Source organism: Chroococcidiopsis sp. (assembly GCF_051657925.1).
In the GTDB taxonomy this organism is placed as follows: domain Bacteria; phylum Cyanobacteriota; class Cyanobacteriia; order Cyanobacteriales; family Chroococcidiopsidaceae; genus Chroococcidiopsis.
Genome location: NZ_JBOFLP010000003.1, coordinates 17,132 through 36,132 on the forward strand (window position 1 = coordinate 17,132; position 19,001 = coordinate 36,132).

Here is a 19,001-nt window from a genome sequence, read left to right on the forward strand (position 1 = left end):
GCTCCGAGCGGTCAAGTATCGTAGGTAACAAGTTACTTGCGATCGACCGATTACAAAGTATAGTAAACTCGGCACGTCCAGAGCCGTTCGGAGTGTTATTTTATTGTGGGAAATCATTAGACTAGAGATGTTGCGAGTGTGGCTGGTATGTTGCAGCGTCCAATTTTAATCGGTGGTGTTGGTTTAGCCTTTGCGCTGTGGTTTTTGCAAGGGTGGCAAGAATCTTTAGCGCACGTAGGTGAATTTAGCTTGATGGGTGCGATCGCGATTATCTTTTGCATGTGGTTGTTGGGAAAATATCGCCCCAAACAGCGGGCGCAAGATCTACCCGTGAATCGAGAAACGGTAGAAAAAGCGATCGCTCAAGTACAGGTAGTGGTAGATCGCCTGGAAACGGAAAATTATCCTACTCCAGAATTACGGGAAAAAATTGCCCAGTTGGAAACGCAGATCGATCGCCAAGAAATTAATTTAGCGATTACTGGTGGTAAATCTGTCGGTAAGACGACATTATTACAAGTTTTAGAAACACAACCCCAAGATCGAAAGCTGTGTATTAGCGAAACGGCAGCTTTATTTAGCGAAGTTGAACAAACAGATACAGCAGCTTTGCAAAGTGCGATCGCATCCGATCTGACCTTGTTTGTTACATCTGGAGATTTGACCGATTCCGAATATCAAACTTTACAACAACTTTTGGCAGCCCATCAGCGACTTATTTTGGTATTTAATAAACAAGACCAATATCTCCCAGACGATCGCGCTGCTGTTTTATACTCGCTTGGGCAAAAGATGCAACCAATGGTAGCAGCAGAAGATGTTGTGGCGATCGCATCTGCACCTAACCCGTTGAAAGTGCGTCAGCATCAAACTGATGGTGCGGTAGAGGAATGGTTGGAACAGCGTTTACCTGAAGTTTCTGCTTTAACGCAACGCCTAGAATATATTCTCCAGCAAGAAGCGCAACAGTTAGTATGGGCAACTACCAAACGCCAAGCTGAAGAATTGAAAGCAGAAGGAAAAGTTATTCTAGATCGAATTAGACGCGATCGCGCCCTCCCTGTTGTAGAACAATATCAGTGGATCGCCGCCGCCGCTGCTTTTGCTAACCCAGTTCCAGCTTTAGATTTACTCGCAACAGCAGCAATTAACGCTCAGTTGGTGATGGAATTAGGCGCAGTCTACCAGCAAAAGTTCTCGTTTGAGCAAGCGCAAAATGTAGCGGGAACGATGGGAAGTTTGATGTTAAAACTAGGCTTGGTAGAACTTTCTACGAAAGCCATTAGCACTGTTTTAAAAACTAATGCTGTCACCTTTGTCGCAGGTGGAGCCGTGCAAGGAGTGAGCGCCGCCTATTTAACTCGTTTAGCTGGGTGTAGCTTGATCGAATATTTCCAACAACAAGAAGAGGCGATCGATTCAGCGTCGGGATTGAATTTGGATAAGTTGGGACAGACTTTACAAAATGTTTTTCAACAAAATCAGCAAGTTGCTTTCTTGCAAGGGTTTGTCAAACAAGGTTTGGGACGTTTGTTACCAACTCCTCAACCGCAAGCTTAGTTTTGTAGGGTGCGTGAGTCACGCACCCTCTTTACTATCAATCTGTAGTTTGTGGTAAAAGTTACAAACGTAAGTGTATTAAAACAATCATTCACACGCTCGTATTATTGCAGCTAATGCAGATGATACAGAGTAAACTAATTAGCTGAACCGTTTCTAGCAATTACAGCTTGTGATTTCAAGGAATACGTCAAATCAACAGCCTGGATTATTTGGATTAAAACACTCAAACCGAGACTTCACCCAAAAAGACGCTTGGGGTAAAAATTGTTTCAACAATTCATTTCCAGCTTCTCTTTGTTCTTACTTATACAGTAGAAATATTGATAACATCTATATCAAGCTCAATTCAAATCTAGAAGTTGAGCATTCAAGTATTAATACAGCTTATTTCTACGGAATTAATCCAGACTCAGACAACTTGTTTTACGCTTTTGAAACACAGTTTACTCCATACCAACAATATTTGATCGGTGCGCTGCCGCGAGCAGATTTGGTTACTCAACAAAGAGATACGGGAAGTTGTCTGCAAGCAGTTGAGGTAAAATTAACGGCTTTACCTGACCATTCAACGTGTGATTTTATAGATGAAAGCTTGTATGGGTGTGAAATAGTAGTAAGACCTGATACTATTGTTTACCTGGCTTGCAGTATTGCTGAGTACTTTGCACAAGACATTAATTTACTAAAAAGTTTAATTATAGGGAACTTCGAGGAGATAGAAGATTGGACAGAACCTTCAGAGGTGATAACTCATCTTTCAAGCATGTTTGACTCTCTCAGATTAATTATGCTGTCTGTGGTAGCAGTGCAAAAACCTTCTGTAATGCAGCCAATTTGGAAAACTGTAGGCAAATCTCCTAAGCTTGCAGAGAGCTGCTTGGATGTATTTGTCTGGAGCAATCTAGCATTTATAAAACTAATTTTGGATTCAAGTAAATTAGATAGTAAGCCAAATAAGACAATAACAATTGGTAGACATATTCGTGCAGTTGTTTGGCTCTTTAAAATGATTTATGATTTTAGCCAACACTATCAATTTGACTATAGAAAAATTGTTAGTATTGCATACAACACAAAAAATGACAAAGCTTTTTCAGTGAATGGAAGATTTACAAACTTTTATATGAGATCGGAAGTTTTAAGAATGCCAAGAATTCAGAAAACGGAAATCAAGGAAATCATTTTAGGTGGAGGTCAAAATTTATTAAGTCCAGAGAGGAGATTTGATGCTATAATATGTAATTCTTCCGATTTGTTTGACTAGTTAGTAGATAACTCTAAGTTTAAATTTATTCTAATTTTAAATTTGTAAAGATGAGAACGGTAGATTTATTTGCTGGTTGTGGGGGTATGTCACTGGGATTTCAAAATGCTGGATTCAATCTAGTGGCTGCTTTTGAATACTGGTCGCCAGCAATTGAGGTTTACCGCAACAACTTCGAGCATCCTATCTTTGAGAAAGACCTTTTAAAAGAAGATGTATATGAATTTATTAATAGATTTGAACCAGAAATGATTATCGGTGGTCCTCCATGCCAAGATTTTTCAAGTGCGGGTAGAAGAGATGAAAATGGTGGTAGAGCTGATTTATCTTTGGCATTTGCGAACATTATTGCTCGTATTAAGCCTAACTGGTTTGTGATGGAAAACGTTGATAGGATCGCAAAAAGCCGAGTTTTAGAGACAAGCTTAGAAGTATTTAAGAAAAGCGGATATGGTTTAACTTCTGCCATTTTGAATGCTGGCTATTGCGGAGTTCCACAAACTAGAAAACGATACTTTTTGATTGGTCAGCTTGATGGAGATGATGGAAATTTAAGTCACTACTTAGTCAATAACCTGTCTAAAACGCCTATGACTGTTTTTGAATACTTAGGTGATAGTTTAGGTATTGAATATTTTTATCGCCATCCTAGAAGTTATAAGAGGAGAGCTGTTTTCAGTATCTATGAACCTAGTCCAACAGTTCGAGGTGTTAATCGTCCCATCCCAAAAACATACAAAAAACATGTAGGAGATGTATGTGATATCGACGATAACTTACGTCCTCTAACTACAATTGAGCGTAGCTATATTCAAACCTTCCCAAAAGATTTTAAGTTTAAAGGAAGTAAATCAGATTTAGAACAAATGATTGGTAATGCTGTTCCTGTTAAGCTGGCTGAATATGTTGCTCGTTGTATTCTTGAATATATTAAAGACTACTCTAGTACAAAGCGGCGGAAATAAGCAGACCATTAAATAGCCAAAACTTTACCCTTATATGTCCACTTAAAAGGTTTAGCCATTGTTTGGTTAAAGTAGTCGATAAAGTTAAGAATTCGATTTTTCAAATCATCTTTGCTAACAAAACTTCCTCTTTTAAGTAACTTCCGAACCAAAATACTGAACCAAATCTCAATTTGGTTAAGCCACGAAGAATGTTTAGGTGTGTAATGGAAGACAATTCGATGTGTTGAGTCAGTTAAAAAAGCGGCACGGGTATCAATCGATTTGAGTATGCCACTTTTGCCCTTAATACCCAGGTCAATATCTAAATTTTCTTTTTCTGCAACTAAACGAACTAATGATTCTGACTGATGAGTATTCAGGCAATCCATAATCAAATGCCATTTTTTAGTATCGGGTTCAGTTTCAATGAGTTGACGAATATTGCGGAGAAAATCAACTTCTGTTCTAGAATCTCCGCAAGTTGGCTTGAGAATTTGACCAGTGGCAACGTCGAAATTAGCGATTAAGGTCTGCGTACCATGACGAATATATTCAAATTCCCTTCTTTCAACTTTACCAGGTCTCATTGGTAAATTTTTTTCTCGACGTTCAGTAGCTTGAATCCCTGTCATTTCATCAATTGAAATTGTTCGTTCTCCCTCTAGGTGACGTTCAATCGCACTAAGATATAAGCCAGAAATATTTTCAACTTTTGTGTCAAATGCTTCATCTACGGGGGGGGGTTAACCAGTAGCGCGAGGCTTGTGGTTGAAGTTCGGCTTCTTCTAATAATCTTCCAACATGGCGGACGGATATGCTTTCAATAATTCCTTGTTTAGTAATTTCATCCGTTAGTTCTCTTGCTGTCCAATGACTTATTGCTCTTCCGTAATCAGATGGTGGTGAACACGCCAATGCAAACAACTCAATGACTTGTTCCATACTAAATTTACCTGGTGCGCCAGCACGTTCCGAGTCTTGTAATCTTTGCACAATGGATAATTCTTTGCCGTCAGTTTCACACCATCGATTTCGCCATAAACGCGCCGTCTGCCGATTAATATCCAAGTTTCTGGCGATTTCACGATGATTTTGACCCTCAGATGCCATCAGAACTATTTTTGCCCGTAGCGTTATCTGTTGCGGCGTATTATGCCTATTTATCAACTGTTGGAGTTGCTCTCGCTCACCATCGCTTAAATTTAATTTTTTAGGAGTTAATCTAGCCACAGCCTTATTCCTTGAGCCACACCCCGAAACGGGTTTTATCCTTTTTATTTATTTTCACACCGATATGGTCTGTTTATTTGCGCCGACCTGTACTAGTAACGTTACATACTACCTTCCTGACGTTCAATTAAAGTTATGTAAAGGTACGTAAAGTCATAGCAAACACATTTTTGTGTTGGAGACAAATAACAATGATCCAAATTAAGAGCGAACAACAAGTTTTGCACGAAGGATTACAGATTCTCTTTTCTAATATGAAGCCATCTGAAGTAGCTCGGTTTTGGGCAGCTTGCAATCTCGGCAATGGAAATTATCTTAAGCTCAAGGATGAGCTTTTTGCAGAAGAATCAGTAGCAAGTTTGTACGATAAGATTATTGAATTTCAGAAATCAAAAAATGTGGAATAAGATTAAAGTTTTTTGATAAACTTCATCTCATACATAATATTTTCACCAAAACTAGGCATTTGCTAGCGTTGGTTGCTGGGCGTGCCAACCTAATTCCTTAGCGCGATCGCGGGCTTGTTTTGGTATATCGTTTGCTACAAAATGTTGATGGAGCATTTGCACGCTCAGCATATGGTTGATAATAGCATCCAGTTTTGTCCGCTCCCAATCGGATGTGTTGCTGTCTCCGTGCTGTTGTAGAACTTGTTGCACGGCTGCATTATCTAATAATCCAGCTGCTTCGATCGCCTGTTTGGATAAATAATCATCGGCTAGCGATCGCATTGCTTTTTGTTTTGCCACATCTGTATGCGCTGGAGGAGCCATGAATGCAAACTTTTGTCGCTCGTAAAGCGCTTTGGGTAACAATCCGCGCATGGCTTCGCGCAACACGAATTTATCCTTTCTTCCCCGAAAACGCATCAGTGGGGGTAATGTCACGGCAAATTCAACTAAATGATGGTCGAGGAATGGGGGACGCGCTTCCATTGAATTCGCCATATCAACGCGATCGCCTGCCCAACCCAAAACCTGAGACTCAAACTGAGTTTTAATCCAGATATATTGCACTTTGTCAAGAGGGTGACGACCTTGAATTTGACTGCGATCGAGGACAGAGGCGATCGCGGCTCCTGGGGAATAATCGCGAGTCGCGGCGCGTCTATCTGCGTGCATTAAACTGGGGACAGAATGAGCCGCAGTTAACCACGACTGAAGGCAACTGGGTGTAAACCCAATCGCGTCTGTCAGCGCCGGATCGTCTAAAGGTTTTTCTGCCAGCAAGTTGCCTTTAAATATCCGGTTGCTTGCCTGCAACCAGTCTTCTAAATCTGCTCGTTCTGCCGGAGTTGCATCTTGCATTCCGTGCAAAATCATATCGAGTCGCAGTTGAGGATAGCCAGCAAATAACTCATCCGAACCTTCCCCTGTCAAAACGACACGGTAGCCTGCATTGTGGACGTGTTCGCTCAGCAGCATCTTGGCAATGGTAAACGTATTGTAGATGCTGCGTTCGGTATGCCAGATCGCACGGGCAAAATGCTCGTAAAGTTGCCCCCCTTGGACTGTTACGATATCTTGGTCGGCTCCTACAGCCTGCGCCATTTCCTGAGAAATTGCTGTTTCGTCGTAATCGCGATCGTCGAAACCGACTGTAAACGCTTTGACGGGTGACTGCTGACAAGCGGCGGCGACTCCCAAGATCGTACAAGAATCAATTCCACCGGAAAGATAGCAAGCAACGGGTACATCGGCTTCTAGTTTCAATTGAATTGATTCAATAAAGTAACGGCGCAGTTCTTCGATGTAGAATTCGTCAGGTTGCGAAGAGGTGCGATCGCTCAATAAAGGGAAATTTAAATCCCAATAGGTTTTAGTTTGTACTCTTAATTGTCCGTTTTGACGCTCTACAATCACCATTTGTCCTGGTTGAACGGCGTGAACTCCTGCAAAGGCACTCGTACCAGGAACCATTAACTGCATCAGTTGATGATACAAACCTTGGGAAGAAATCTGGCGCTGCACGTCGGGGTGTGCGAAGACGACTTTAATTTCCGAACCAAAGACAAAACTTTCCGGTGTCTGCGCCCAGTATAAAGGTTTGACCCCAAAGCGATCGCGTACCAGTGTCAAACGATCTGCTGCTTTTTCGTAAAATGCAAAAGCAAACTCGCCGCGCAGATGAGGTAAAGCGCCTTCTAATCCATATCGATCTGCTAAGTGTAATGTTAGTTCTGTATCGCTCTTAGTGGCAAAGCGATAGCCGCGTGAAGTCAGGTCGGAACGCAGGCGCTTATAGTCGTAAAACTCGCCATTATGGACGATTGTATGTTGACCGTCAGCCGAGACAAATGGCTGTCGTCCTCGTTCGGGATTGAGATCGATGATAGCAAGACGCGCATGGGCAAAGCCAACGCCGCGATCTTCCACCACTTTCCAACCGCATCCATCGGGACCGCGATGACTTTGGATTGCTGCCATCGCTACCAAAACGTTTGGATCGACCGGACGGGAAGGATCGCGATTCATTACGCCACCAATGCCACACATGGCTTGTCTCCTGTACTCCGTATACTGCACTCAAATCTGTCTTGGGAGACTATCTTAAGTTTCGAGTGACAGTCTGTAATGTATCTTGGGGAACAGGAATGGGAATTGGTAATGGGTAGTTGGTGGTTGGTAGTTGGTATTTCTACTGCTCACCACTTACTCCTGTACAAACGGGTTTATCGAGATAGGTCGCTACTTGCAAATATTTCTGATGAAGTTACGTATGTTACATATATATAGATAAAAATAGAAAGACTGGAATCAAAAAATAGTAGTGGGGAAATTATGACAACTGAAAGATGGGATGACAACCGTTTAGATCGGTTGGCTGAATCAGTACAAGAAAATTCTAGACAGATTGCATCTAACTCTAGAGATATTGCTGAATTAAGGCAAGCTATTGAGTCACTTGTTGTTATCGCACAAGCGCATCAGCAAAGCTTAAATGCTCACGACTCACAATTTGCAATTTTAGTGCAAGAAATTAGAGGATTGCGTGCTGAGAATAGGCGTATTTTGAGTCATCTATTTGGCGAACAAACTGAATAGCGCGATCGCATTCATTATAAAATACGTCTCATTCAGCTAAATGACAGGCAACATAATGTCCGCCACCCATATCTCTAAATTCTGGTTCTTGTTGAGAACATACATCTATAGCTATGGGACAACGGGTGTGAAATCTACAGCCAGAAGGCGGGTTTGTGGGGCTGGGAACGTCACCTTGGAGGACAATACGATCGCGTTTTGCTTCGATTTGAGGATCGGGAATCGGGATGGCTGAAAGTAAGGCTTGAGTGTACGGGTGTAAAGGTTTTTCGTAAAGGGCATTGCGATCGGCAAGTTCGACAATTTTACCCAAATACATTACAGCAATGCGATCGGATATGTGCCGGACAACGCTTAAATCATGGGCAATAAATAAATAAGTCAGTCCTAATTCTGATTGCAGAGATTGCATTAGGTTGACGATTTGGGCTTGAATGGAAACATCAAGCGCCGCGATCGGTTCGTCGCAAACGATAAAATCGGGACGCACGGCTAATGCACGGGCAATGACAATTCGCTGTCGTTGTCCGCCTGAAAATTCATGCGGGTAGCGATGAATAAAGTCTGGAGTCAAGCCTACCATTTCTAATAAACGGTTGACTTGCTGTTGTTTATCTCTTCCTGTAGCTAAACCAAAAATTTCTAATGGTTCGCTAACAATATCGCCTACTGTCATGCGCGGATTGAGTGATGCGTAAGGATCTTGAAAAATCATTTGCATCTGCTGCCGAATTTGCCGCAGTGATTCTCCTGTAAGTTGCGTTAGTTCCGTATCTTCAAAGTAAACTTGACCGTGGGTAGGACGGATTAGTTGTAAAATTGCTCTCCCTGTTGTACTTTTGCCACAGCCAGATTCTCCTACAAGTCCTAAAGTTTCCCCGCGTTTAATATCAAAATTCAAACCATCTACAGCTTTAATCCAACCGACTTGTTTTTGTAGGATAATGCCTTTGTAGATCGGAAAATAAACTTGTAAATCGCGAATTTTGAGTAACGTTGCGCTTTTTCTGTCAGTTTGAGTTCTGCTGGTTTGAGATTGCACCATCGGTTTTTCCTGCGGTGGTTACTAAACAACTATTTCAATGGGTTTTGTACGCGGATATTCTGTAGGGCAGGTTTACAAAGTCACTTTGCTATTTGCAGAGATTTAGGGTAAACCCGCCCCTACGATGTCTGGAATGGGTTCGATTTCTAACGCCAAGTCCACTGCTTTTTGACAATGCAAAGCAGTGGTATCAAATAAAGGTAAATTGGAAAAATCTGCTGGCTTGACCAATAATTCAATTTCCGTACAGCCTAAAATTATTCCTTGAGCGCCTTGAGTTGCTAAATCTTGCATAATCTCAATGTAAATTTGACGCGATTCATCCTTGATGATGCGATGAACTAACTCGTTAAAGATAATGGTATCGATAATTTGACATTGGCGATCGCTCGGTGCGATTAATTCAATACCATGAAATTTGAAGCGATCGCGATAAAAATCTGCTTGCATCACAGGCTTAGTACCAAGTACACCAATTTTTGTAAGCCCATATTTTCTAATTTCGGCTGCGGTGACATCGACAATATGAATTAAGGGAATTTTAATCGCTGCTTCAATTTGTGGCGCAACTCGATGTAGAGTATTCGTAGCCATGACAATAAAATCGGCACCACCTCGTTCCAGCCCAATTGCTTTACCAACTAGATAGTTTGCTGCATCATCCCATTGTTCGCGCCGGACAAACACTTCAATATTGGCAAAATTTACGCTGCATATGAGTAATTCAGCCGCATTCCAACCACCACGAACTTGATTAATTCCAGCATTAATCAGCCGATAATACTCGGCTGTTGCCTGACTGCTCATTCCACCTAGGATACCGATAGTTTTCATGGGAATGACTTTGTGTGGCTGCTGTGCGCGATTCATAATTACACCGCCTTAAACGGTTAACTTTACTTGCGTTACCCCTTGGCGCAACTGGCGCTGTCGAGCAATCCAAGACTGACGAATAGGGTAGCGCAACAATGGAGCTAGCGAGCTAGCGCCCCATCGTATGAATGCACTTTTCTCTAGTAAATCAGCCTGAGCCGCTTCTTGAGCTTGAAGTTGCTGCACGCGAACGATCTCCGGCTCCCGCTCAGCTTGAATCTTTGACAACACTGCATCAATTACCGTATGTTCTGCTGCTTCACGCAACAGTGGAACTAAATAATTTGCCGCAACAATGATATCCCGTAAAGCCATATTGATACCTTGAGCGCGGATTGGCGACATCGGATGAGCTGCATCGCCCAGCAATAGTAAACCTGGCGCGTACCAGTGCGAACAGCAACCAACTACAACAGATAATAGAACGGGGCGATCGATAGTTTTGGCGTTTTGGCGAAAATGCTTTGCTAGCCAAGGAGGTGAAGCAGATGCAAGTATTTCAGACCAATCATCGACTTGCTTCCAGTTGATAGAATCATGTTCGCGCAGCGCCCAGCCTAATTGTAAATTCCCCTCTGAAGAACGAAACAGTCCGAATGCATGATGACCTTGCAAGATTGAATAAAAGATATTTTCCGACTCAAAACGCGGACTATCTGCTAATTTAAACCAAAGAATATCAAAACTTTGAGACTTTTGCTCTACAGACAAATTGGCTCGTTGCCGCACAATAGAATTTCGACCATCAGCTGCAACAACTAAATCGGCATAAATTTCGCCGCTCCCTAGCTTCACACCAGAAATTCGTTCATCTCTCCACAGCAAATCTTGTACGGGAGCATTTTGCACGAACTCAAAATTAGGATAAGTGCTGGCTTCGTCGATGAGGGCTTCGAGTAAAGCTGGCTGTGAAACAAGAGTACAACGCTTACCACTTGGTTCTATTGGTTCGTCAACTCGAAATAGCAAGCGGTTCTCAATATGAAATTCCCATGCATCTAAAGTTTGATGCGGAATGCGCTCTAGCATAGAGGATAATCCCATCTGCTCTAATGCATCTAGTCCGCTAGGCATTAACCCTTCACCGCGAAAAGCTCGGCGAAAGTTACGAGATGCTTCGATTAACTTGACTGTAATGCCGCGTTTTACGAGCAGTAGCGCCAGCGTTGCACCAGTTGGTCCTGCTCCAACAATCACAATTTGAGTGTCATTGGTCATTGGTCATTGGTCATTGGTAGTTGCTTGACAGTTGATGGTTGATGGTTGATTAATAACTGGTCACCGATCGCTGCTCCCTGCTCCCTGCTCCCTGCTCCCTGTTAACTGGTCACTGATAACTGGTTTTACCCAACACGCAACCTGATGCCCATTGCCTACACCCTCTAAAGCCGGATCTTCATCATGACATTGGGCGATCGCAAATTGACAGCGAGGTGCAAACGGACAACCTTTGGGATAATTCGTCAAATTTGGCGGCAATCCTTCAATTGCTTTCAGGCGCGTCTGACGTTGTGCGTCCAGTCGGGGAATACTTTGCAGTAACCCAATCGTGTAAGGATGGCGGGGATTTTGATAGAGTGCGTGTAACGGTGCTGACTCCACAATTTGTCCCGCATACATCACCAAAATGCGATCGGCTAAGCTGGCAAGTAGCGATAAATCGTGGGTAATCCAGATCGTCGCCATGTTTAACTCGGTTTTCAATTGCTTGACAAGATCTACAATTTGTGCCTGAATTGTTACATCAAGAGCAGTTGTTGGCTCATCAGCAATTAGTAACTTAGGATTGCACGCCAACCCCATTGCGATCGTTACTCGTTGGCGCATACCCCCCGAAAATTGATGCGGATAGTTGCGAATTCGTTCTGCTGCACCTGGAATTCCTACCTTTTGCATCAATTGAATTGCCCTAGCTTTTGCCTGCGTCCGATCCATCCCCAAATGCAGTTGAATTAATTCCGTCATTTGCCGTTCGATCCGCAGCACCGGATTTAGCGAAGTCATCGGATCTTGAAATACTGTAGCAATGCGATCGCCCCTAATTTTCCGAATATCGCGATCGCTCAATTTCAGCAAATCCCGCCCTTCAAACCACACCTCACCACCCACAATCTTTCCAGACGACGGAATCAACCGCAGCACCGATAGCATCGTAATGCTTTTACCCGAACCAGATTCGCCCACAACACCAACAGTTTCGCCTTCATTAACTTGAAATGAAACATCATTCACAGCACGAACAACGCTGCGACGCTGATAAAAGCGAGTATTTAGGTTACGAACGTTGAGTAATTGAGTCATAGGCGATTCTAGAGCAAATCGGATACTAAACAAATTAATCTGAGCTTGAGATGCTTGAAATCATTCTTAAGTTGCGATCGCCTATGCAGTTTAGATTGTGCCATTCTAATAGCCACTTTGCTGGTCTACGAGAGAGTTTAGTAATGTCTGGACGAAGATTGGCCTCTGCTAAGTTCGGATGATATCTGAAATCGTCAACTGACGTGAGGATTACCTTTTCATCACCAAATTGATCGGCTGTGATATCGGCGATGATGTTTACTGACTGCACCCAGCAATGGTCGAAAAACAAACCATCAAAAGTGCGAAAGCCAAAGCCACTTTGACTTGTTCCTTCATACTCTTTACATGTTGGTCGTCCTGCCACTAAGAACCAAGTTTTATGAGTGCAATCTTCCAACACTGCTTTCAAAAAAATCGAAGTGTAGCGGCACATGTATTGTGATGGGATCTCAGGTTTGCCTACTCCCCACGACTCATGTAACGCTATCCACCTAGGCTCTAAAAAGGCTCTAATCTCCCTGCAAAGATCCTCAAGTAGCTCTCGATTCATATTTAAAGTTATGCGTTTAACTATTTCAAGACTGTCTCTGTTGTGGATCTAAAGCCTCGCGCAAACCATCTCCAAGTAAATTGAAGCCCAATACAGTAAAAGCGATCGCCAACCCAGGAAAAGCAGTAACCCAAGGGGCGCGTTTAAAATAGTCTCGCCCAGCTGCTAAAATTGCGCCCCATTCGGGAGAAGGAGGTTGTGCGCCCAATCCCAAAAAAGATAGTGCTGAAGCTGACAATACGGCTATGGAAACTCCCACAGTTGCCACAACAATGATGGGAGAAAGAATATTTGGTAACAGGTGACGCAAGATCAAGCGCCCGTGTTGTGCGCCTAAAGCTTGTGCGGCTTTGAAATATTCTTTGTTCTTCTCTACCAATACCGCACCGTAAGCAATACGAGCATAAAAAGGAATCGAACTAATACCTACTGCGATCGTGGCATTAATTAAACTGGGACCCAAAACAGCCACCGCCGCCAGTGCAATTAATGTTTCTGTAAAAGAAAACAACACATCCATTGCCCGCATCAGTATAGCTTCTACCCAGCCTCCCATATAACCCGCGATCGCGCCAATTGCTATACCCGCTGTCATGGAAATTCCTACAGCAATTAGCCCAATTGTCAGCGTCAACCGACTACCATAAACAATCCGACTGAATAAATCTCGTCCGAAATCATCCGTACCGAATAAATGTTCTACGCTAGGCGGCTGAAGATTCTTTCCTACACCCATTTCCAAAGGATCGAACGGTGCAATAATTGGCGCAAAAATTGCCACCACAACCAAAACTAAAAGTATAATCGCGCCAACCATCGAACCAGGATTTCGCAACAGCACTCGCAAAAACTGACTCAACTGTTTTGCTTTTAACGGCAAAGGGGCAACTGATGTGTCATTTGTCATTGGTCATTTGTCATTGGTTGATTGTTACTCCCTACTCCCTACTCCCTGCTCCCTGCTCCCTATTTGTATGCAATTCTTGGATCGAGTAATGCGTAGATGACATCTAAAAAGATTGAAACGATCGCCACTACGGTAGCAAAGATCAGAATAAAGCCTTGAATTGTCGGGTAGTCGCGCTGAAAAATTGATTGAATTGCCAATCGTCCGATCCCATTCCAGGCGAAAACATTTTCTACTACAATTGCACCACCCATCATGTAAGTAAATTGCAATCCTAGTAGATTTACTACGTTAATTAAACCGTTGCGTAAGGCATGGCGTGAAAGTACGATTGTCTCGGCTAAACCTTTGGCGCGTGCCGTCCGCATATAATCTTGAGCTAGTACGTCCAACATGGAAGAACGGGTAAGCCGAGATACTGAGGCGGCGTTTGCTAAACCTAGCGTCAGTGCAGGTAGAATCAAATTTTTTAAATCCGTGCCAGTTACGGGCAACCAGCCCAATTTGACGGAGAAAACGTAAATTAACATTAACCCCAACCAGAAATTAGGAATCGAAATTCCGACAATTGCCCCAGTCATTAAAGCTGTATCAATCCACGTTCCGCGCTTGTATGCGGCAAAAAATCCTGTTGCTACTCCCACAATCGTAGCTACTACTAAACTACTGACTGCTAATAAAAGAGTATTTGGCAACCGACCGATCAGTAAATCGAATACAGGTTGAGTCCCGCGAATCGTCGTACCAAAATCACCCTGCAACACGCGACTCATATACATAATGTACTGTTCGTAAATCGGGCGATCGAGTCCTAAATTATGGCGAATTTGTTCTAATTGTTCTGGCGTGGTGGACTGGGATTGAGCGTACATAATCTGTACCGGATCGCCAGGGACGATGTGGAGTAATAGGGTAACTGCGATCGTGGCAATCCAAATCGTGAATAGTGCGCTGAGGATACGCTTGAGTAGGTAGCGAGTCATCTAGGCAAGTCAAAAGTTAAAAGTCAAAAGTCAAAACACAAATTAAATGCGAAACATCTGACTGTTGCAGAAAGCTTGAAAAACTTGAAAAATATAGTTGATGGGATCTTACTACTTACCCTGCTTCCAAAAAATGTATCTGCTGTAGCTTGACAAGGAATTAGTTTGTGGAGATCGCACTCCTATTTTCTAAGATGCGCTTAGCTTGACATCATTAAATACAGGGCGATTGAAGGGACCAATCTTAAAACCTTGAACCTCCCTACGAGTGGCATAAACCCAAAGCGAACCAGGTGTATATAAGGGAATGTGGACGGCATTTTTAAGTAAGTATGCCATCGCCTCGTTTACAGCTTGCTTGCGTTTTCCTTGGTCTACAGTCGTGCGAGTTTTCTGTAACAGTGCATCCAATTCTTTACTTTGATAACCGCTATAAGCCCCAGGAGAATGCCAAAGTTGATAGAGAATATCGGGATCGAACCACGCCCAATCCATCATGTCAAAAGTGCTAATTCCTGTTTTTTTCTGATTTTCTTGTTTGACACGGGCGTTGAGCGTACCAATATCCATTGTTTCAATCTTGGCATTAATCCCAACTTGAGCCAATTGACTTTGAAAGATTTGCACCATCTTTTCCCGATTATCGCCTGTAGAGGTCATCAAAATTACCTCCAGTGGCTTATTTGCACCATATCCCATTTCTGCCAGTAACTGTTTTGCCCTCTCTGGGTTATGCTCGTAACCGTATTTGCTACAAAACTCTTGGTCGTTACCAGCAACGCCGCGACTGATGGGACATTTCTCCCTCTGCACTAACCCTTCACCAAAGGCAGTTTGCAGCGCCGAATCTACATCCACTGCATAAGCCACCGCTTGACGCGCCCGAATGTCGTTGAAGGGAGGACGAGAAATGGTAAATTCAAAGAAAAAATTCTGTCCGGTATTTTGAGCAACGTGCATTTGCAAATTATCATCGTTGCGGACTGAATCTAAGTCATCCAATGGTGGGTTAACAACGAGTTGTACTTCTCCTGTTTGTAAACCTGCCAAACGAGCTTGCGCTTCTGGAATTTGCCGTACAATTAATCGGTCTAAATAGGGCGCACCTTGATTTTGTACCGGACGACCAAATTTTTTATATTTGTCATGTTTTGCTAATACAATCTCATTGCCCTTCGTCCAACTTACCAACTTCCAGGGTCCCGTCCCGATCGCCTTGCTCACACCAAACTGTTTACCGAGTGCTTTATTACTATCGCAGACCATACTAGCGAAAGGGTCTGCCATAAAAGATACAAATGCGCCAAAGGGAGATTTAAATTGAAATCTCACTGTTTGAGGGTTTACCACATCTACAGCCGCAATCGGTCCCCAAGCGCCTTTAGTCACGCTAGGATTTTTATCATCTAGCGCCCGTTCTGCCGTATATTTCACGTCATTGGCATCGAAGGGCGTACCGTCATGACAAGATATTCCTTGATTCAATACAAAAGTAGCTTCTTTACCATCCTTGCTAATTTTCCATGATTTTGCCAAATTGGGAACGATTTCACCCTTGTCATTGAAAGCTAGCAGCGTATCGTATAGTTGATCGAAGATTTGCCAGGACAATGTTGTCGTGGTGCGATGGGGATCGAGAGAATCAGCATCACCATACCGCGCCCAAATTAGAGTTCCTCCTGTTTTAGCTGCTGGAGTAGCAGTGTTTGAATCTGAATTTGTAGCGTTCTGTGTCGAGCGATCGCTCGTACAAGCAGTCAATAATAGGAGAGTAAAAATTAACTTAAATAACGAGCATTGCGCCAGTTCTTTTACTTTGAAAAGAGCTTGCAATAGCATATTGCTCTGTCCTCACAAATCAAAAATAGCTAATCTCAGCCGGATATTGTACGTGCAAGATTACGGCAAAAAGTAAATGCAGACTATTCTAAATTGCGTCAAGACTGATTGAAATCTCTAGCTAGATGCTTGCGGAATTTCCCATATTTTGCATATAGGCTATTCTTAGCAAAGAAATTAGCAAAGAAAATTGAGTTTCAAACGCTGTCAACTCAAAAACAACTCCTTAATCCCCGTACTACCAATCTCAATTGCCAAAGCCGCCAATAAAAATCCTAGAAGTTGAGTAATAATCACCTCACCTTCTGCACCAATCCATTTATCTACGAATGCTGACTGACGCACGATTAACCACGTCACGAACATCGCGGCAACAACTCCTACCACCACGCTAATATGAGCGTTAGGAGAATCAGACATTAATAACATCACAGTTGTAATCGTTCCTGGTCCCGCTAAAAGTGGTAAGGCAAGGGGGGTAATCGCTACATCCCTCTGCTGGTCTACCGTTGGCGTGTCTATGTCTCCATCGAGCATTTTCAACGCAATCAACAGCAGCAATAATCCGCCAGCTACCCGCAGGGAACCCAGACTAATCTCCAAGTATCTTAAAATCCATTGACCACCAAAGGCAAACGCCAGCAATACCCCGGTTGCAACCAAACTCGCCCGATCTATCACGCTATTTCTTTGCTCTGGTTCCATCCCTTTAGTTAAGATCAGAAACACAGGTGCATTGCCCAAAGCATCCGCTAGCACGAATACAGCTACAAAAGTTTTAATAAATACAGAAATATCCACATCAGTTATCAGTTAACAGCTAACAGTTATTCAGCGTACAGATTTTATATGTCACTTAAATACAATTGCCAATTCTCGAAGGGAGCGATCGCAAATACAACATGTTTTGATTATTTTCTTGATTCTTGGGTAAATTTTAACACTTTACAATCAATTAAACTTAATTTTATCAAAACCATTGCAATCCTTTGAATGACTGATAACTGATAACTGACAACTGATAACTGAATTAATAAAAGCTTAAGAAGGGTAACATCTTTTTGTTTGGCTCTATACTGAAAAAAGTAAGATCGATTCACTATTTTGAAAGTTAGAGCGATCGCGATCGTACTTTAGAGAGAAAACAAACCATTCTGAAATTGAAAGAATTTAGTAGAAAACCTTGAAATAATAGGGTAACAATTCATCATGGTTCAAGCACCCGCTCCCACAGCACAAAAAGGTTCATTGACTGCTGACGAGCTGCAAAAGATGAATGCTTACTGGCGTGCAGCTAACTATCTTTCAGTCGGACAAATCTATCTTCTAGACAATCCACTACTGAAAGAACCGCTGAAGCTAGAACATATTAAACCACGATTGTTGGGACATTGGGGAACGACACCAGGCTTAAACTTTATTTACGTTCACCTCAATCGCGTTATCAAAAAATATGACCTCAGCACGATTTACATTGCTGGTCCCGGTCATGGTGGACCTGGTTTGGTTGCCAACACTTATTTAGAAGGGACGTACAGCGAATATTACCCTAATGTCTCTCAAGATACTGAAGGAATGAAGCAACTCTTCAAACAATTTTCCTTCCCTTACGGTATTCCCAGCCACGTTGCACCTGAAACCCCTGGTTCGATCCATGAAGGGGGTGAATTGGGTTACGCTGTTTCCCATGCATACGGTGCTGCATTTGACAACCCCGATTTGATTGTGGCGTGTGTCGTGGGTGATGGCGAAGCGGAAACGGGTGCTTTAGCTACGAGTTGGCATAGCAATAAATTCCTCAATCCCGTCCGCGATGGTGCGGTGTTACCAATTCTGCACCTAAATGGATACAAAATCGCCAATCCTACGGTGTTGGCGCGGATAAGTCATCAAGAGTTGGAAAGCTTGTTCGTCGGCTACGGTTACAAACCCTATTTCGTTGAAGGTTCCGATCCCGCTACCATGCACCAACTGATGGCGGCGACGATGGATCGGGTGGTAGAGGAAATTAAGGCGATTCAGCACGAAGCACGGACTAATGGCTTTACCGATCGCCCCCAATATCCGATGATAATTTTGCGATCGCCTAAAGGATGGACGGGACCGAAAGAAGTAGACGGTAAGAAAACAGAAGATTCCTGGCGATCGCACCAAGTCCCATTTTCCGAAATGTCTAGCAAGCCAGAACACGTACAATTGCTAGAACAGTGGATGAAGAGTTACGAACCCGAAGAACTCTTCGATGCAGAAGGTAAGTTATTCCCAGAATTAGCCGCACTCGCACCCACCGGACAACGGCGCATGGGTGACAATCCCCACGCTAACGGCGGAGTTTTGTTGCGAGATCTGAAAATGCCAGATTTCCGCAACTATGCAGTAGAGGTAAAAAACCCAGGTACGACAACATCTGAAGCCACTCGCGTTTTGGGTAAGTTTCTGGCGGATATTCTGA

General features: G+C 43.0%; 17 protein-coding genes and 1 pseudogene. 6 read left to right on the forward strand and 12 right to left on the reverse strand.

From position 1 onward, the window contains the following. The first annotated feature begins 147 nt into the window (after window positions 1-147). The 3 genes from ACRC32_RS00165 to ACRC32_RS00175 all read left to right on the forward strand — a co-directional run bounded on the left by ACRC32_RS00165 (window position 148) and on the right by ACRC32_RS00175 (window position 3,792). Window positions 148-1,560 (forward strand): slr1306 family protein, encoded by a 1,413-nt coding sequence (locus ACRC32_RS00165; RefSeq protein WP_438552088.1) that lies wholly within the window; start codon window positions 148-150, stop codon window positions 1,558-1,560. 172 nt (window positions 1,561-1,732) lie between these two features. Then, window positions 1,733-2,827 (forward strand): HindVP family restriction endonuclease, encoded by a 1,095-nt coding sequence (locus ACRC32_RS00170; RefSeq protein ID WP_438552089.1) that lies wholly within the window; start codon window positions 1,733-1,735, stop codon window positions 2,825-2,827. Between the two features lie 50 nt (window positions 2,828-2,877). Then, window positions 2,878-3,792, forward strand: coding sequence for a DNA cytosine methyltransferase (locus ACRC32_RS00175; RefSeq protein ID WP_438552090.1), 915 nt, complete (start codon window positions 2,878-2,880; stop codon window positions 3,790-3,792). Between the two features lie 8 nt (window positions 3,793-3,800). Here the strand turns inward: ACRC32_RS00175 and ACRC32_RS00180 are convergent, their stop codons facing one another. Both ACRC32_RS00180 and ACRC32_RS00185 read right to left on the reverse strand, forming a co-directional pair. Continuing rightward, window positions 3,801-4,406 carry a transposase gene (locus ACRC32_RS00180; protein ID WP_438552091.1) on the reverse strand — a complete coding sequence of 202 codons (606 nt, stop codon included), beginning with the start codon at window positions 4,404-4,406 and terminating at the stop codon, window positions 3,801-3,803. Between the two features lie 94 nt (window positions 4,407-4,500). Then, window positions 4,501-5,004 carry a helix-turn-helix domain-containing protein gene (locus ACRC32_RS00185; protein WP_438552092.1) on the reverse strand — a complete coding sequence of 168 codons (504 nt, stop codon included), beginning with the start codon at window positions 5,002-5,004 and terminating at the stop codon, window positions 4,501-4,503. 191 nt (window positions 5,005-5,195) lie between these two features. Between ACRC32_RS00185 and ACRC32_RS00190 the strand changes: the two genes are divergently transcribed. Continuing rightward, entirely contained in the window at window positions 5,196-5,411 is a 216-nt protein-coding gene (locus ACRC32_RS00190) for a hypothetical protein (protein ID WP_438552093.1), read from the forward strand. Window positions 5,412-5,462: 51 nt separating this feature from the next. Here ACRC32_RS00190 and asnB read toward each other — a convergent pair whose 3' ends face one another. Then, window positions 5,463-7,499, reverse strand: coding sequence for an asparagine synthase (glutamine-hydrolyzing) (asnB, locus tag ACRC32_RS00195; protein ID WP_438552103.1), 2,037 nt, complete (start codon window positions 7,497-7,499; stop codon window positions 5,463-5,465). 285 nt (window positions 7,500-7,784) lie between these two features. On the opposite strand from asnB, the gene ACRC32_RS00200 reads away from it, so the two are divergent. Then, window positions 7,785-8,048 (forward strand): hypothetical protein, encoded by a 264-nt coding sequence (locus ACRC32_RS00200; RefSeq protein WP_438552094.1) that lies wholly within the window; start codon window positions 7,785-7,787, stop codon window positions 8,046-8,048. Window positions 8,049-8,076: 28 nt separating this feature from the next. Here ACRC32_RS00200 and ACRC32_RS00205 read toward each other — a convergent pair whose 3' ends face one another. The 9 genes from ACRC32_RS00205 to ACRC32_RS00245 form a co-directional block, all read right to left on the reverse strand. Further along, the gene (locus tag ACRC32_RS00205; RefSeq protein WP_438552095.1) at window positions 8,077-9,093 is read right to left on the reverse strand and encodes an ABC transporter ATP-binding protein; all 1,017 of its coding nucleotides are present in this window, start codon (window positions 9,091-9,093) and stop codon (window positions 8,077-8,079) included. Between the two features lie 102 nt (window positions 9,094-9,195). Further along, window positions 9,196-9,963 (reverse strand): aspartate/glutamate racemase family protein, encoded by a 768-nt coding sequence (locus ACRC32_RS00210; RefSeq protein ID WP_438552096.1) that lies wholly within the window; start codon window positions 9,961-9,963, stop codon window positions 9,196-9,198. Window positions 9,964-9,975: 12 nt separating this feature from the next. Then, the gene (locus ACRC32_RS00215) at window positions 9,976-11,184 is read right to left on the reverse strand and encodes an FAD-dependent monooxygenase (protein WP_438552097.1); all 1,209 of its coding nucleotides are present in this window, start codon (window positions 11,182-11,184) and stop codon (window positions 9,976-9,978) included. Window positions 11,185-11,244: 60 nt separating this feature from the next. Continuing rightward, window positions 11,245-12,267 (reverse strand): ABC transporter ATP-binding protein, encoded by a 1,023-nt coding sequence (locus tag ACRC32_RS00220; protein WP_438552098.1) that lies wholly within the window; start codon window positions 12,265-12,267, stop codon window positions 11,245-11,247. 34 nt (window positions 12,268-12,301) lie between these two features. Then, complete coding sequence (locus tag ACRC32_RS00225) at window positions 12,302-12,703, reverse strand: hypothetical protein (RefSeq protein ID WP_438552099.1); 402 nt, start codon at window positions 12,701-12,703, stop codon at window positions 12,302-12,304. Between the two features lie 142 nt (window positions 12,704-12,845). Further along, on the reverse strand, window positions 12,846-13,727 hold the full coding sequence (gene nikC, locus ACRC32_RS00230) for a nickel transporter permease (RefSeq protein WP_438552100.1): 882 nt from the start codon (window positions 13,725-13,727) through the stop codon (window positions 12,846-12,848). Window positions 13,728-13,786: 59 nt separating this feature from the next. Further along, on the reverse strand, window positions 13,787-14,710 hold the full coding sequence (locus tag ACRC32_RS00235; RefSeq protein ID WP_438552101.1) for an ABC transporter permease: 924 nt from the start codon (window positions 14,708-14,710) through the stop codon (window positions 13,787-13,789). Window positions 14,711-14,899: 189 nt separating this feature from the next. Further along, on the reverse strand, window positions 14,900-16,549 hold the full coding sequence (locus ACRC32_RS00240) for an ABC transporter substrate-binding protein (RefSeq protein ID WP_438552102.1): 1,650 nt from the start codon (window positions 16,547-16,549) through the stop codon (window positions 14,900-14,902). 207 nt (window positions 16,550-16,756) lie between these two features. After that, entirely contained in the window at window positions 16,757-17,350 is a 594-nt protein-coding gene (locus ACRC32_RS00245) for a MarC family protein (protein WP_039715036.1), read from the reverse strand. 408 nt (window positions 17,351-17,758) lie between these two features. Between ACRC32_RS00245 and ACRC32_RS00250 the strand changes: the two are divergent. Continuing rightward, a pseudogene (locus tag ACRC32_RS00250) lies at window positions 17,759-19,001 on the forward strand (phosphoketolase); the annotation flags it as partial.

Coding starts and splice junctions, on each gene's coding strand:
- ACRC32_RS00165 (WP_438552088.1), top strand. CDS start 148: ATGTTGCAGCGTCCAATTTTAATCGGTGGTGTTGGTTTAGCCTTTGCG.
- ACRC32_RS00175 (WP_438552090.1), top strand. CDS start 2,878: ATGAGAACGGTAGATTTATTTGCTGGTTGTGGGGGTATGTCACTGGGA.
- ACRC32_RS00180 (WP_438552091.1), bottom strand. CDS start 4,406: ATGACAGGGATTCAAGCTACTGAACGTCGAGAAAAAAATTTACCAATG.
- ACRC32_RS00190 (WP_438552093.1), top strand. CDS start 5,196: ATGATCCAAATTAAGAGCGAACAACAAGTTTTGCACGAAGGATTACAG.
- asnB (WP_438552103.1), bottom strand. CDS start 7,499: ATGTGTGGCATTGGTGGCGTAATGAATCGCGATCCTTCCCGTCCGGTC.
- ACRC32_RS00200 (WP_438552094.1), top strand. CDS start 7,785: ATGACAACTGAAAGATGGGATGACAACCGTTTAGATCGGTTGGCTGAA.
- ACRC32_RS00205 (WP_438552095.1), bottom strand. CDS start 9,093: ATGGTGCAATCTCAAACCAGCAGAACTCAAACTGACAGAAAAAGCGCA.
- ACRC32_RS00210 (WP_438552096.1), bottom strand. CDS start 9,963: ATGAATCGCGCACAGCAGCCACACAAAGTCATTCCCATGAAAACTATC.
- ACRC32_RS00215 (WP_438552097.1), bottom strand. CDS start 11,184: ATGACCAATGACACTCAAATTGTGATTGTTGGAGCAGGACCAACTGGT.
- ACRC32_RS00220 (WP_438552098.1), bottom strand. CDS start 12,267: ATGACTCAATTACTCAACGTTCGTAACCTAAATACTCGCTTTTATCAG.
- ACRC32_RS00225 (WP_438552099.1), bottom strand. CDS start 12,703: ATGTGCCGCTACACTTCGATTTTTTTGAAAGCAGTGTTGGAAGATTGC.
- nikC (WP_438552100.1), bottom strand. CDS start 13,727: ATGACAAATGACACATCAGTTGCCCCTTTGCCGTTAAAAGCAAAACAG.
- ACRC32_RS00235 (WP_438552101.1), bottom strand. CDS start 14,710: ATGACTCGCTACCTACTCAAGCGTATCCTCAGCGCACTATTCACGATT.
- ACRC32_RS00240 (WP_438552102.1), bottom strand. CDS start 16,549: ATGCTATTGCAAGCTCTTTTCAAAGTAAAAGAACTGGCGCAATGCTCG.